Below are 15,577 nucleotides of genomic sequence, written 5' to 3'. Positions count from 1 at the left end.
AGCGTTACACCTGTTTAGTTACCGTGGACTTCACTCAATTGAGCTGGTGTATGGCAAGTCGCACAGCTTTCAGATGCACGGGTTTGCACATCGGCTGCGCTAGTACCGTTTAAGATACCACCGTTAGCTTCAATATGAGATTTAGCGGCATCAGAGAGATATTTCTGGTGACAGCTTAAACATGCGCCTGCATCAGAAGAGACCCAAATATCGGTACCGTTATTGTTGATGTCACCAAAACGCCATGTGCGTTCAGGTGCACGGCCTAAGGTAATACCTGTAATGACGTTTGATTTATCTACAGTATGACATGTAGCGCAATCGGTTTTAAGCACAGTGCCCGATTGTACGCCTGCATATTTTAGATAATGGCCTTCACGTTCGTGAGCTTTCCAAGCAAAGCTAGTTGGGATTTTGCCACCAGGATAGCTTGAATCGGCTTTAAGGGTTTTGTCTGATGTATGACAAGTTTGGCAGTTTACACCATTGTCATAGTGGTGAATTTCTTGATTGTGACAACCCTGACATTTTGTTGGGTCAATAATATCACGACGAATAGCTGCTTTAGCTGTGCTATCCACAGCATTATCTTTCCAAACGAAGTGATAAGGAGCTTCTTTGACTGGGACTTTGTGTGTGTTAGCTGCCGCACAATCTGTCATCACAACATCCGCAACGCCATAGCCACCATTGTTGAAACATACTTCCAATGTTGACCATAGTTCGAATGTTTTACCATTTGCATCTGCGGGTAAATTGAACTTAGTGCCAGTCAATGAGTAGGTTTTATTGGCTTCGTTATAGGTACCTTCACTTAGAGCAATGCGACGGTTACTGTAAGAAGCCGTAGCAGAACTCGGGAAGTCTTTATTAGAATCCCATGCTACTACAACACGCGAGCCCTGGTTCACGAAGGCTTTGTCAATCGCATTGCCATCTTTATCAATAACTTGAACATCGAAAGTGATTTTGCCTGTGGTGTTGACACCTACATTGCTGAACTTAATACCCATAGTTTTAGTGTCAGAGTAAGCTTTCAGCACATCGCCATGACGTTTAGCCGCACTGCCTGTTCCACCATAGGGTTGAGTTGCATTATGACAGGCAACACAGTCATTGCTGCTGTGGTGAGCAGATGGTTTTTCAGTGTGACAACCAATACAGGCTTGATTACTTAAATCAGCCTTAAATAGATCGGCATTAGCTGGCGCGTTCGTTCCTTCTACGTGACAGGCTGCACAATCAGCGGCAGGTTTTAATGGGAAACCAACCTTGCCATAGTCAATGACTTTACCGCCATACCCCACAATTTTATATGGTGCAGGAACTTCCGCTCCAGTTTCATCATAAGTATGACGTTCGCCACCTTTATGGATAGCATGAATCATGTAAGTAAATTCAATGCTATTGCCTGATTCAGGGTCACCAGATGTTGCCGTATGGCAAGATGCACAGTTCTCAATATCAACTCTGCGGCCGCCGTGTAACTCTAAACTTTCTGGTTGGTGACAGGTGTAACAGGCTGTTATTGAAACAACGTTACGTGTTTGGATTCCTTCTGTTTTACCTGTTGAAGGCTGCCAGTCAAAATGTGCGTTTGCTGAAAGTTGTGGTAACTCAAGCTCTAAGGTTGCACGTTGAGTCGCTTCAGCGCTGTAAGTGATGGCTAAGGGCTCAGTGACATTGGCGATATTGGCTTGATAGGTATAACTGTAGTTGCCATCACCATGATCGACTAAACATGTATCACACTTGGCTGCAGCTTCAACGTTGGCTTGATATTGAGCGGATGGATTGAGGTTATCCACGCCAGAAGGCACTGTGCCAGGTTCTTTTTTCGTATTGATATAGGCTTGCCATTGGTAACCGCGGTCAGCGGGTTTTGCTGGATCTTCTGTTGCTACTGTTACGTGGCTAAGTTGCGCAATACCAAAGCGAATGTCGTGATCTTTATTCAAGCCAAGTACAGCCACACCATTCGCATTTTCTAATGTGAAATTAACAGTCACTTTACCTGCATCGACTGTGGCGTTAGTGAAACTTGCTTTCAGTGTAGGAGTTGAATCGATATTAACACCGACAACGCCAGGTTTTCCGTCTTCACCATCTTTACCGTCACTACCACCGCAACCGGCGAGTAGTAGAGAGAGTAAACCGGCACCCAACATCGCTTTTGTTGCGGTATTGAAATTGAACCGTTTCATCATGATATTTCCCTGCAATAGTTGTAATCATCATCAACCGCTTGGCAAATAAGAATAAATCTCATTACCCGCATAAGATGTGTGGAATTAGTTTTCCATCTGTAAGGCTAACTAAGTCACTGGTATTTATCAGTCACTTTAGGCGGGTAATGTGACTGAGATCTGACTATTTCTTTAGGAGTAGATGACTGCATCGTATGAGTTCCTTTTATATCTGCAGTTGCTGGCCTTTTTAGGCCAGCATCATAGGGTTAGTTTATTGGATGCACTTTCAACACGTCCGCGACTCCGCCCTGTCCATGACAGAAAGCACAGGTTTCAGTTCCTGCGGTTGCATCGGATTTTGTACCTGCAAAAACAGCACCTTGCTGAGCCATGTGGTTATGAGTGCTGGTATCTGAATGGCAGTTGCTACACACAGCGGCAATTGGGCTGGTAAAAGTGCCGTTATCGAGGGCAAGGGGTTGTACCGCTGAATTTAAGGGGAGGGCGACGGTAGAAATCCCCGCAGTATCGTTAACGTGACATTGGGCACAGTTACCGATTTTTCCTGGGTAGTTTAGGCTTTCAAACCCCGTGAATTGACTGGTGTGAATACCGTGGATCAGCTGCTTAAAGTCAAATGACGTGATTGAAGGATTGGCTGCCGTCGCATCGGCCAGCATATTGGCGTTATGGCATAGCTGGCATTGACCATCGAGATCGTTACGTGAGCCGTGAATATTCAGTTTTTGATCACCATGGCAATTACCGCAGCTTGCATTGCTCACAACGCTACGGCGACCTTCATTGCTCAATGCTGCCATATCAAAATAACTGTGGCTGGATTTAATCACTAACACTTCCGCCAGTTCAGTCGTGCAATCAACCAGTACTTTATCTTTGGCACAGACTCTGCCTTGAATCGCAAGTCCGCCATGATCCGTTTCAGTGCCTGCTGGCACGGTAAGGCCCGCTATCGTATAGGTATAAATGCCATTAGAGCCTGATATGGGTGTGGATTCCGGCAGTTTAATCGAGCGAGCTGAACGGGTCGCATAATCAAAACTGGTTCCCCAGTTGGCATATACCCTTAAATCATTGATAAATTTTAGTTTATCGGCACTTTCGCTATACACAGTTCCTGTGGCTGGATTCATCAGCTTAACCGCAACAGTGACCGTACCATTGGCATCCATACTGGCGCTGGTGATGCTTGGGCTAAATTGCATCAGTGCCGCGGTTTTAGCTTCATCACTGTGTACGCTTGCGGTCCAGTCGGCATTATGACACGCCACGCAGTTACTGTTATCTGTTTGCACTGGGTGTCCTTCGCCTGCGGGGAAATTGATCTGTGTATGACAGGCACCACAGGCTTGCATGGTCGGGACTCTGCGCCAGTTTTGCTGTTCGGTTAACTCAGCCTTATCGACGTGACAGGTTTGGCAGTCACTAATGGGTTGCGGGAAGCCGGTTAAATGTTTGCTGTGGATCATTTGTGGGAAAATATCCGCAGGGTTACTGACTTTTTTGCTGTTATGGCAGGTGACGCAGGTTTCGATTTGATTATATCTACTGCCATGGAAAGCTAGATTACTGTGGCAACCATTACAGGTCTCTATTGTGACTAAGTTGCGGGTGTAAGCGACATTACTACCTGAAGATTGCCAGTCATAATGCTGATTGGTTATAGGTAAGGGCGTGTTATCGGCAAGTTTATCGCCGCCAATTTTGACCACCATTCTTTGGGTCGCTTCGGGCATAAACGTCACTCCATTCATGGCATTAAATGCGGCGCTGAAGGTATAACTGTAGTGACCGTTTTTATGATCTGTGAGACTGCCTGGGCAAGTTGCCGCGCAGGTTTCAGCGGTAAAGTGCTGCCATTCACTGCTATTCCCCGCGCCTGTATAACCTTGGGGGAGAAGCTGCGCAGCAATAAATGTCGCCGATGGGATACCAATCACGGCTTCATCATCTTGATTGCTCACTTGAAAATCCACTTGAGCAATGCCATCTGTCATCGCGACTTTATCGACCATGATGTTAAGGCTAGTTATCGTTAATGCAGGCGGTTTCGCAGGCTCACCGGGATTACCATCTTGGCCGTTATCACCGCCACAGGCGCTTAATATGGAGACTAAGGCCAGCATAAGACTGAATTGAGTGCGAATTTTTGCAAACTTGTTCATATTTCTATCCTTGGAATGCGCTGTCAGTGCCTAAGTTACATTTGGTAGCTTAAGGTCAAGCCTAAGTAGTGAGCGTTGTAGTCGTGGCCCATATCACCAAAACTGAGTACGTTGGGAATCGTGTCCCAGCTTGTGCCTTGGTTTTGCCAGTTAGCATCTTGATATTTTTCGAATAACCAATCGATGCGCAGCGACATGCTGTCGGCAAACTTATATTTGGCGTAGGCATTAATATTGTGTTTGCGGGCGTAAAAATCGCCATAGGGACTGGTGATGCCGTAGGTCACTTCGGTATCACTCTGTCCGTCGGAATAGCTGTAATCCAAACCAATATCGAGGTGATGATCGAACAGGTTTTGATAACTAAGCCCTGCACCAATCAAGGTCGATTTTTCCTCGGCAGTGCTGTACCAATCGGGTGTCGAGAAGGAATTACTGCCCGCTTGGTCTGAATCGCGCCAATCTTGGTTAACAAAGGCGGTTAAATTGAGGTCACTGCTCAGCACATATTGGGCTGACAAGTCGTAACCGAGATAGGACACTTGAGTTAGACCTACTAAGGTATGATGATAGTCGTCATTAATACTGTGTAAGCTGGCACCAAGAGATAGACCAATATCGCTCTGATAATCCGTGTGTAAGGTGACTTTCTGTCTTTTTCTATCGGCAAGGTAGGATTTACGTAGCCAAGGATTACTTGAACTTTGAGTGGTTACGACGGGATGATATTCACTGCCATCTCGCTCTAGTGCTTCTCCTTTCAACCAAGCTGACCATGCGGGCGAATAGCGATAACTTAGTTTAGCAAACACGCCGGACTCGTCGACGGATTGGCGGTCGAGTTCGGCATAATCGTTTTCATTATGGCTGTAACCCGCTTCGGCATAAGCCGCTGAGGTAAAACGGTATTTGCTTTTAAGTTCGAGTTTTTTGGTGCGCTTATCATAAAGGCTATTTTGGGCTGTGCCTTGATCAATACTGTCGGTGACGATCTGCGGAAAGTCTAATTGAGCCGTTTTGTTATCTCTGTCTTGATAGTTGTAACTTGCCTGCATGCTTAAATCTTGGCTGATCCGTCCTGAATATTTAAGGTCCATCTCTACAATATCGACTTGGCCATTTAAGGTATCCGCAGGCAGGACGGGCGATGGGCCATTGATGGTGGCAGGAATAAAGGTGTCATCTTGGGTCATGCGGCTAAAGCCTGCGTGCATCAATACATTTTGACCATTTGCCCCCCCTGAGGCTTCTGCGGCAACTCGGTAGGCTTTATTGTCGGGGTCGACCGCATTCTGGCCTAAGTATGCTGCGCCAAAGGTGGGTGTGTAGGCTGATTGCCACAGCATGGCTTGGTGATCATTTTTATATTGGCTGATTTGGCTATTGATGCCAGCTTGCCAGCCTGAACCGTTAAAATAAACTCTCGCATCGACTTCATCAGTACTGTCATCAATTGGTTGGGCTAGCATAATGCTATTGGTGAGTATATTGGCACTGGTCTTTTTGGCGCCGCTGCGGTCTTCATGCTGATAGTTTAGCGAGGCTTTGTAGTGACTGTTATTGTCACCTTCAGGTGATATGTTGCCCGCGTAGTAACCACCGATACTAAAGCGATCACGTTGAATACTTAAATCTTGGCTAACAAGGCTGCTCTGTAACATAGGCATAGATTGCGTTGTGCCGCCTGTTATCCAGTTATCGGGCAATAACATTTTATCTTGCGCTGAGGTATAGGGGCTTTTGAGTTGATTATGGTTATAGCTTGCTAAACCTCTATAACCCAAGTTGATTTGATAGTTTCCCGGCCTTCCTGTTGTGAGCTTGGCTGAGCCCGCATCAAAGCCTAACTTGTCCGCGACCAGCTCGGTTTGATAACCCGTCTGCGTTTTGTACATCATATCCGCACCGACGGCGCCAACGAGACCATCATTATCTGTCCCTGTGCGGTTACCGAAACGGCTGTCCTCACTATCGTTGTAAGCGAGGCTGGCACTGACATTGCCAATATGACCTGTCTTAGGTTGGCATTGCTTACAGCTCCATGCCTCTGTCTTTATGCTACTTCGATTCGCTTCTTGCAGCTCATAACCTTCGGCGTGTGCTTGAGTCAAAACACCGTTTATCGCCCAAGTCAGCAAAGTGAGGGAGAAATAAGCGCTAGGGTGAGACATTTTAGCTGTTCGCATGATCATTCCCTTGTTATCTCTGTAGTAATTTGCCAGAAGGATGGTTAGAGCCATGCACTTGTCCGTGACAATTCATACAGGAATTACCAGAAGTGAAGGCATTGGTTTGATTGCCAAAATAGGCATTACTGCTATGGCCATCCGAAGCGTGGCACTGCTGACACAGTTGTGGCGGTTTGCTGATCAGCATGGCTTCGTTCACGCTGCCATGGGGATTGTGGCAATTAGCGCAGTTGTCGGTGACGGGAGCATGTTCCCACAGTTTAGGGCCGCGCTTTTCGGCATGACAGCTATAGCAATTTTCATTAACACTCATTTGCTTCAAGCTTGAATCGTTTAAACTGCCGTGGGGATTATGGCAGTCACTGCACACCATTTGTTGCCACTGTAATGGATGCGCCGAGCGCTTGTGCATATCGGCTTTTTGTTGGGTATGGCACTGGGTACAAATGGTGACTTCATTGGCTTTATCGCTGATAGGATCTTTTGCGGTATGCACTAGATGGCAGCTGCTACAGGCGACATCGGCGTTATCGTGGTGATTGCCTTTCCATGCGGTACGTTGACTGTCATTGTGGCAACTCATACAGACACTGTTTTGCTTTTGCGCGGGAACAGGGGAGTTTACGCCAAAGGTGATCATCGGCTCTTTGCCACCTTTATTATGATTCCCTAACGGGCCGTGGCAGGCTTCGCACTGCAAATCGGCCATGGGTGAATCTTTCACATTGGGGTTGCCATGAACCCCCTCAAATATCGCCATCACCACGACACTTTTTTTGTGGCACATCAGGCAAGTATCAGCGCCTTTAGCGGAATACTTACCTTCGGCGAATTTTTTGTCTAATGTCGCAACAACTTCTTCTGGTTTTTTGTCATCCCAAGGGGTCGCTGAGGCCGAAACGCTCGCGATTGATAACAAAATACATAGCATAGCCTTAGCTATGCTTCTGAACTTTAGCCCTATTTCCATGGTTATGTTTTCCCGAGTGCATTTATATTTGTTATTTTTACGCTTTCGACATTGCTAATTTAGCTTATTTAGCTCGGTTAATATTAGAACAAGTGTGTGACACGTGCTTAACATTGCGGGGTCTTTTCACTGTAAAGAGGGATGATTTTACAGGCGATATAGATTAAGTGTGATTTTGATCACACTTGTTTCGGGTGGGATTTGTTTACAGCGTTTTGACTTCTGTGCATCGCTTGATAGTCACTAATGCTAAGGTGCGGATTTTTATTTTCGGTTGGTCGTTTATTCATTGGAATTTTTATCACATAATACCCAACACAATTGAAAACTATTATCGTTACCAATCAAAAATCTTGATCTAGGTAAAGTTATTAGTGTCATCGCTCGGTTACAATGGGCGCAGTTTTTCGAGCTGAACCTGTTGCAAGGTGGAATACGTAATGAAGTTAAGCGAACTCAGTCCCGGCGATCGCGGTCTTATTTCTGAAGTGGGGCGTTTGGCGCTGCCACAAACCGTGAAGCGCAAGTTGTTGTCCATGGGGATCACGCCAAATACGCGTTTTTTATTGATCCGATACGCACCTATGGGCTCTGGTCTCGAACTGGATATTCGTGGTAGTAAACTTTGTATGCGCAGAGATTTGGCAGACATCATTGAGGTGGAAAAGACGAATGGCTAAGCAGTTTCATTGCGTCACAGTAGGAAACCCTAACGCGGGTAAATCTACACTCTTTAACGCGCTAACAGGCGCAAATCAACAAGTGGGTAACTGGTCTGGTGTTACGGTCGAAAAAAAGACTGGTCATTTCACCTTAAACGGTGCTGACGTCTATCTGACAGACTTACCGGGTATTTACGACCTTCTCCCTGCGGGCAATAGTTGCGATTGTTCACTTGATGAGCAAATTGCGCAGCAATACCTTGCCGAGCAACGTGTCGATGGCATTATCAATTTAGTCGATGCCACTAATATCGAACGTCACTTATATCTCACAGCCCAATTGCGTGAACTCGCTATCCCTATGGTAGTGGTGCTGAATAAAATTGATTCGGCTGTCAAACGTGGGATTAAAGTCGATTTAAAGAAAATGAGCCAAGAGCTGGGTTGCCCTGTGATTGGCGTGTGTTCGCGAGATCCTGCCGATGTCGCTAAAGTACAGGCACAGGTACTCGATTTACTTCAAGGCCGAGTCTCAGAAGCCCCATTAGTGCTTCACTATGATGAACAAATTGAAGCGGGCGTGCAGTTACTCTGCAGCAAAGATGCCCAATTAAGTCGCGGCCGCGCTTTGGCTATGCTAGGTAATGGTTCGGGTTGTGGTAGCTGTAAAAATGCTGAACTGCAGGATGAAGTGAATTCCTGTACTCAGATTATCGCTCAGCAAGGCCATGATATTGAAGTGATGGTGGCGACCACGCGCTTTAATTTCGTTGAACAAGTTTTTCAAGGTTCAGTGAAAGAGTCAGGGTTCCTCACCCTCAGTGACAAATTAGATAAACTCGTTTTACATCCTGTGCTTGGCATTCCTGTGTTCTTGTTTGTGATGTATTTGATGTTTATGTTCAGCATTAATATTGGCAGTGCTTTTATTGATTTCTTTGATGTTTTTGCTGGCGCATTGTTTGTCGATCACTTCGGTTCATTCTTGACGAGCATGGGCTCTCCAGCTTGGTTAGTCACTATCTTAGCGGGCGGTGTCGGCCAAGGCATTCAAACCGTATCAACCTTTATTCCTGTTATTGCGGCGCTTTTCCTCGGTTTGTCGATCCTCGAAAGTTCTGGCTACATGGCGCGCGCTGCATTTGTGGTTGACGGTTTAATGCGTCGTATTGGCCTGCCTGGTAAAGCATTCGTTCCTATGATTGTCGGTTTTGGTTGTTCTGTGCCTGCAATTATGGCGACGCGAACCTTAGGCAGTGAGCGTGAGCGTATTGTGACAGGGATGATGGCACCATTTATGTCCTGTGGTGCACGTCTTCCGGTTTATGCACTATTTGCGGCGGCTTTCTTCCCTGATTCAGGTCAGAATTTAGTCTTCTTGCTGTATATTATTGGTATCTTTGCCGCTATCGGTACGGGTTTATTACTCAGAAGCACTTTATTACCCGGCAGCAGTAGTGCAGTGGTGATGGAGCTACCAAGTTATGAACTACCTAAGCTGAAAGCTGTTATGGTTCGTACAGGTAAACGCACTAAGAGTTTTATTTTAGGCGCAGGTAAAACGATTGTGCTGGTCGTGACCTTATTGAACTTCATTAATGCTATTGGTGTTGATGGCACATTTGGCCATGAAGACAGCCAAGCATCTTTGCTGAGTGTCGCGAGCCAAAAAATCACGCCTATCTTCTCGCCTATGGGCATAGAGCAGGATAACTGGCCTGCAACCGTCGGTATTATCACGGGTATTTTCGCCAAAGAAGCGGTTGTTGGTACCTTAAACAGTCTATACAGCAGCGCGGCGCCGACAGATGAAGAGCTTGCACCATTGAGCGAAAGCTTTAATGTGGCTCTGGCAACGATTCCTGCTAACTTGTTTGGTTTAGATCTTGAAGATCCGCTTAAACTGTCGGTCGGTGATTTAACCAACAAAGAAACCGTGGCTGAAGAACAAGGTGTTGCGACATCGACTTTTGGTGCTTTACAAGCAGGTTTTAGTGGTAAAGTTGCGGCTTTTTCCTACTTGCTGTTTATCTTACTATATACTCCTTGTGTTGCGGCAATGGGCGCCTTAGTGCATGAATTTGGTTCTCGGTGGGCGACGTTTGCGGCAACGTGGACTTTCTCACTGGCTTATGGTTCTGCAACGGTAGTTTATCAAGCAGCTACCTTTACGCAGCACCCAGTTCAATCAAGTCTGTGGATTGGTTTCTTCTTGTTTGCATTAGCCGCTTTTTATCTGTGGTTGAAACGTAAGGGTAAAAGAAGCCAGCAGATTATTCCTGGGATCCGCATTATCACCGAGTAAGATTTACTGAGTCAGCATGACTGAATAATAAATGTCAGCTTAGTTAGGTCAAAGATACTTAGTTAGGTCAAAGATACTTAGTTAGGTCAAAGATAAAAGCAGCTTTCATGGCTGCTTTTATTGTTTTACTATCGCGGTTATAACCCTAAACAGTCAAAAACCAGAGTTTTTAACCCTAGGCATTGTAACTAGTAGTGATCTGTAGGATCATGCTGGTTTTCTTAAAATTGCCATTGTTCGCAAAGAGGAATTCCATGAGTCATGTGGACACTGAAGTACGTCCGAGTAACTTTATTCGTAATATCATAGATGAAGATTTACAAAGCGGTAAGCACACGAGTGTACAGACTCGTTTCCCGCCGGAACCGAATGGCTATCTTCATATTGGTCATGCTAAATCTATCTGCTTAAATTTTGGGATAGCGCGAGACTATAACGGTCTGTGTAATTTACGTTTTGACGATACTAATCCTGAAAAAGAAGACATTGATTATGTGAATTCTATTCAGGCGGATGTGCGTTGGCTTGGATTCCAGTGGGATGGTGATGTTCGCTATTCATCAAACTATTTTGATCAGTTACATCAATATGCGGTTGAACTGATTAATAAAGGTTTGGCTTATGTGTGTTTTTTGAATGCAGATGAAACCCGTGAATACCGTGGTACGTTAAAAGAGCCAGGTAAAAACAGTCCTTTCCGCGACACATCAGTCGAAGAAAACCTCGCCTTATTCGCTAAGATGCGCGACGGTGGTTTTAAAGAAGGCGAGTGCGCATTGCGTGCCAAAATTGATATGGCATCGCCATTCATGTGTATGCGCGATCCTATCATCTACCGTATTCGTTTTGCCCATCATCATCAAACAGGTGACAAGTGGTGCATTTACCCAATGTACGACTTCACGCACTGTATTTCTGATGCGTTAGAACATATTACCCACTCTTTATGTACATTAGAGTTCCAAGACAACCGTCGTTTATACGATTGGGTGTTGGATAATTTGAACGATTTTCAAGCGCCGAATCGTACTCGTCAATACGAGTTTTCCCGCTTAAATCTCGAATATACCTTGATGTCTAAACGTAAGCTGAACGACCTTGTGACCCGTAAACTCGTGTCAGGTTGGGATGACCCACGTATGCCAACGATTGCAGGCTTACGTCGCCGTGGTTATACACCGGCGTCAATTCGCGAGTTCTGTCAACGTATCGGCGTGACTAAGCAAGAGAATATGATTGAAGTCGGCATGTTAGATGCGTGTATTCGTGAAGAATTGAACGAACATGCACCGCGTGCGATGGCCGTATTGCGTCCATTGAAAGTCATCATTGAAAACTATGCTGAAGGTGAACTTGAGTACATTCAAGCGGCCGCTCATCCAAATGATGAGAGCATGGGGACGCGTGAATTAGCCTTTGGCCGAGAAATATTGATCGATGTGGCTGACTTTAAAGAAGAAGCCAACAAACAATACAAACGCTTAGTTACAGGCAAAGAAGTGCGTTTACGTAATGCCTATGTGATTAAAGCTGAACGTTGTGACAAAGACAGCGAAGGTAATATCACGACGGTTTACTGTACTTATGATCCTGAAACTTTAGGTAAAAACCCTGCAGATGGCCGTAAAGTCAAAGGCGTGATCCATTGGGTTGAGGCATCTACTGCCAAGCCTGCTGAATTCCGTCTCTATCAGCGTTTATTTACCGATCCTAATCCTGCTGCGGCAGAGACTGTGGATGAAGTGTTGAACCCTGAATCATTGATCGTTGTACAAGGTTTTGCAGAAGCAAGCTTAGTGAATGCACCTGCGGAACAAGCCTATCAGTTTGAGCGTGAAGGCTATTTCTGCGCTGACAGCAAAGATTCATCGCCGGATAATTTAGTGTTTAACTTAACCGTAGCGCTGCGTGATTCTTTCGAGTGATTTTGCTTAAGTGGATCTGTTTGACTGAGTGAGTCAAACAGATCTGCTAAATCGCTCAGAGCGTTAATTCAACTCAAAAAAGAAGGCCTTGACGGTCTTCTTTTTTATTTTCTGCTACAAATCAATTGCGACGCAGAGCTTGAGTTGCTGTTGATTAAATTTGTGATGAATTAAAGTGGTTATTGGTACATAGGACCAAAGCCTAAGCTCCATAAGATTACGCTGGTTGCCATTAGTCCCACTAACAACACTAAACCAGCGGTCACCATAGAGCTGGCATAGATAAAGCCTTTCTCTTCAGGGATATTCATAATAATCGGCACACCCGCGTACAGTAAGTAGACTGAGTAAGCCAGACCAATCAATCCCACTATCATGATAAACCACAGCACTGGATACAAGGCGGCTAAACCGACCATGAATAATGGCGTAGCGGTATAGGACGCGAGTTCTAACGCTTGGGTGTAGGTTGGGTTTGCATCGAAGGTTTTTGCCATCCAATAGGCCAAGTAGGCGAGGGCGAATACGCCCGCAATTAGGCCTAAATACATGCCCGCCGACATAAACATGGCGCTTTGAGGTGTGAGGTAAATAGGATCACCAGCGCCAGGATTCCAGCCAATGTAAGCCGTAGCTATATAGCTGCACACCGCCGGAATTAAGGCGATAAGTACTACATGGCTTAAGCTACTTTTCAGTGCCTCATGGTTTTTTTCAATTGTGTGCCACTCTTGTTTAGGATGAGTGTATAGCCCCATTAAGTGATTCAGTATCATTATAATTATCCTTGTTCAGCATTGATGAATGGCTCGCCAAACGTCAGACGAGCTGATAACAGCTCTACAATCGAGGTTAAAATGGTGTCCTGTCTCTTTATCCATCGATTGGTTACACATAGAGAAGTGAGAGGCTGTGTGATCAGGATCTCAGTTCTTTAGAGTGTAGATTATTTATTGAACAAAAAGTTCAGCGCGTCAAGTTTACTTAAGCCTAATGCTATAGCTTATGAGTAAATATGCGTAAAATAGTGCGATATTCAGAATGATATTGAGTGAGTCCATGCTGCAACTTCTTGCCCCCATCCACGCATTTCTTCACTGTGAAACACCGCAAACTTGGATTGATGTTGCGATAAAATCAGATTCCTTGGATGAGTTGCTGATCGACCATTGTAACTGTGAGTACTGTGGTAAGGTGTGCATACAAACTTTTTGAGCGACCAATTAATATGAAGAATCTTACTAAAGTGTATTTATATCAGCGTTTCAGTAGTCCTAAGCAGGAGTTGGGTAGCTCATTGTACCGACAAGGAGTCGAGCAGCGAGCGTGGCTTGAGAGAAATAAAGATTGGGCTGTAGAAGCTGGGTTGTATGAAGATAAAGGATTGTCTGGGCATACAGGAGCACATTTAGATAAAGGTTCCTTAGGTCGTCTTGTTAATGATATTGAAATAGGGCGAGTAAGGCATGGCTCTATTATTCTAGTAGAACGTTTTTCACGCCTTTCTCGAATGAAGGTATCTGAAACTCAAGAGTTATTGCGGAAGATCTGGAAAGCTGGAGTAACCATTGTAACTGCGAAGGATGATGCAAGATATGGCCCCGAAGGAGAAGATGATCTTGGGATACAAGTTAAGCTTCTGGTTGAAATTCACGGTGCTTTTTCTGAGTCTCAAAATCGTAAAGAACGAGTATTAGGTAGTTACAATAAACGAAGAGATGAAGCTCGAAAAGGTATTACTCCAAATATCAGAAAACCATTCTGGTTGAATAGTGATGGTACTGTTAACGATAAGCATGTCGTTATTAAAGATATGTTTGAGCTATATCTTTCTGGAAATGGGCAACGAAATATCCTAAATCAGCTGAAGGACAAGTATCCTGATTTGCTAGAAGTTCAAAGGATGAACCCGTCAACAGTTATCAAGTGGATCACATCTGATGTTGTTCTGGGTTACTGGCGAATCAACGAAGTTGAGTGTTATAAAGTTTATAAAGCTGCTGTGGATGAGTCGATTTATTACAAGGCTCAAACTGTACATGAAAAGCGTCTACATAAAAATGTAAACCCTAACCGAGAGTGGCATCTCAGCGGTTTAGTGCAATGTGGCCACTGTGGAAATGGATGTTCGATTCAAAAGTCGAAACATTCTTGGCCAGTATTGCGCTGCAGTTACAAGCAACGTCTGGCTAGAAATGCATGTAGTTCTAAAGGAATATTCCCTTACCTGTTGCCTTTATATTTTTTTAGGTCAAACCTTGAACACTTCTTTTTAGCTAGGTTAATGGAGTTAAGTCAAAATGAAAAAGCTAACTTAACTGTTTCAAAGTTAGATATCGAAATAATCAAGTGCAATGAGAAACTACAAGTTCTTGAAAATAAGCTGCTGAGTTCTGAAAACGAGATGATAAACTCGTTACTTAAAGTTATGGAAAAGATTACCGCGCAACTAAATGAATTAAAAGGACAAAGAGAAGAGGCATATAGTATAGCTACAGGTAATAGCATACTTAACTGGGTAGACTTGAAAGATATAACCAGTGATTCAAAACGACTTAATCTATTATTCCAACGACTAGACTCAAAGATGGTGATTAAAGATGATGAAGTTTCATTTGACCATGGGGACTTAAGAAAAACGATTAAATATCTTGGTTACTCCAGAAAAGATGAAGCTTACCGTATTGAGAAGAACTACGCTGACATGGGCGATCTAGAAGATGAACATGCTGTTATCTTCATTGATGACCAGATTGTGGCTTATGATGAATTAGCAAATATGTTGGAAAAAATGGGAGAAGTGACGCAACTAGAAGCCAATATCAAAGTATTGACTAATTTGCACCCTAAGCAAGTGATTATTGATTAGAACCATAACCTCTAGTCCCTTTGCCTTTCATCTGCGGTGTTTTTCAAGGTAGTTGTCACTCTTTGCTTAAATATTAAGCTGCATTTATTACATTGTTTGCGGGTGCCTTATCTGGGTTTAACGTGACTGGACCCACAGCATCACAATTTCTGACTTCCTTGGACCAACGCTCGGGCATTCTTGCCTTTGCCGCTTCGAGCACTTCTTTTCGCTTGGCTAAGATATCACCATCTTGCCCCGCATGACGTTGCCCTGGTGACACAAAGTTCAGCTGGCTGTGCT

The 15,577-nt window shown here is 44.6% G+C and carries 9 protein-coding genes and 2 pseudogenes; 5 read left to right on the top strand and 6 right to left on the bottom strand.

Features of this window, described 5'->3' with window-relative positions; translation table 11 throughout:
* Positions 1-14 precede the first annotated feature (14 nt).
* The 4 genes from L5M51_RS07350 to L5M51_RS07335 all read right to left on the bottom strand — a co-directional run bounded on the left by L5M51_RS07350 (position 15) and on the right by L5M51_RS07335 (position 7,534).
* Entirely contained in the window at positions 15-2,207 is a 2,193-nt protein-coding gene (locus tag L5M51_RS07350) for an OmcA/MtrC family decaheme c-type cytochrome (RefSeq protein ID WP_263144391.1), read from the bottom strand.
* A gap of 248 nt (positions 2,208-2,455) precedes the next feature.
* Complete coding sequence (locus tag L5M51_RS07345) at positions 2,456-4,375, bottom strand: OmcA/MtrC family decaheme c-type cytochrome (protein ID WP_263144393.1); 1,920 nt, start codon at positions 4,373-4,375, stop codon at positions 2,456-2,458.
* Between the two features lie 35 nt (positions 4,376-4,410).
* Positions 4,411-6,561 (bottom strand): MtrB/PioB family decaheme-associated outer membrane protein, encoded by a 2,151-nt coding sequence (locus L5M51_RS07340; RefSeq protein ID WP_263144395.1) that lies wholly within the window; start codon positions 6,559-6,561, stop codon positions 4,411-4,413.
* Between the two features lie 13 nt (positions 6,562-6,574).
* Complete coding sequence (locus tag L5M51_RS07335; RefSeq protein WP_263172154.1) at positions 6,575-7,534, bottom strand: DmsE family decaheme c-type cytochrome; 960 nt, start codon at positions 7,532-7,534, stop codon at positions 6,575-6,577.
* A 440-nt stretch (positions 7,535-7,974) separates the two neighbouring features.
* On the opposite strand from L5M51_RS07335, the gene L5M51_RS07330 reads away from it, so the two are divergent.
* The 3 genes from L5M51_RS07330 (at position 7,975) to glnS (ending at position 12,426) form a co-directional block, all read left to right on the top strand.
* On the top strand, positions 7,975-8,214 hold the full coding sequence (locus L5M51_RS07330) for a ferrous iron transport protein A (RefSeq protein WP_028760477.1): 240 nt from the start codon (positions 7,975-7,977) through the stop codon (positions 8,212-8,214).
* The gene (gene feoB / locus L5M51_RS07325) at positions 8,207-10,501 is read left to right on the top strand and encodes a Fe(2+) transporter permease subunit FeoB (RefSeq protein WP_263172152.1); all 2,295 of its coding nucleotides are present in this window, start codon (positions 8,207-8,209) and stop codon (positions 10,499-10,501) included. The genes L5M51_RS07330 and feoB overlap by 8 nt, the downstream gene beginning before the upstream one ends.
* Positions 10,502-10,755: 254 nt before the next feature.
* Complete coding sequence (gene glnS / locus L5M51_RS07320; RefSeq protein WP_173245638.1) at positions 10,756-12,426, top strand: glutamine--tRNA ligase; 1,671 nt, start codon at positions 10,756-10,758, stop codon at positions 12,424-12,426.
* A gap of 179 nt (positions 12,427-12,605) precedes the next feature.
* Here glnS and L5M51_RS07315 read toward each other — a convergent pair whose 3' ends face one another.
* Positions 12,606-13,202, bottom strand: a complete 597-nt coding sequence (locus L5M51_RS07315; RefSeq protein WP_263172150.1) for a Yip1 family protein — start codon at positions 13,200-13,202, stop codon at positions 12,606-12,608.
* A 283-nt stretch (positions 13,203-13,485) separates the two neighbouring features.
* On the opposite strand from L5M51_RS07315, the pseudogene miaE reads away from it, so the two are divergent.
* Together miaE and L5M51_RS07305 are read left to right on the top strand one after the other, a co-directional pair.
* Positions 13,486-13,608 (top strand): annotated as a pseudogene (gene miaE / locus L5M51_RS07310) (tRNA isopentenyl-2-thiomethyl-A-37 hydroxylase MiaE); the annotation flags it as partial.
* A gap of 46 nt (positions 13,609-13,654) precedes the next feature.
* The gene (locus tag L5M51_RS07305; RefSeq protein ID WP_263172149.1) at positions 13,655-15,295 is read left to right on the top strand and encodes a recombinase family protein; all 1,641 of its coding nucleotides are present in this window, start codon (positions 13,655-13,657) and stop codon (positions 15,293-15,295) included.
* A gap of 73 nt (positions 15,296-15,368) precedes the next feature.
* On the opposite strand, the pseudogene L5M51_RS07300 reads toward L5M51_RS07305, so the two are convergent.
* Positions 15,369-15,577 (bottom strand): annotated as a pseudogene (locus L5M51_RS07300) (IS3 family transposase); the annotation flags it as partial.

It is taken from the genome of Shewanella sp. SM73 (genome assembly GCF_025653795.1).
Classification (GTDB): Bacteria; Pseudomonadota; Gammaproteobacteria; order Enterobacterales; family Shewanellaceae; genus Shewanella; species Shewanella oncorhynchi.
The sequence above is the reverse complement of the archived record's forward strand: the minus strand, read 5'-3'. Positions and strand labels throughout refer to the sequence as shown.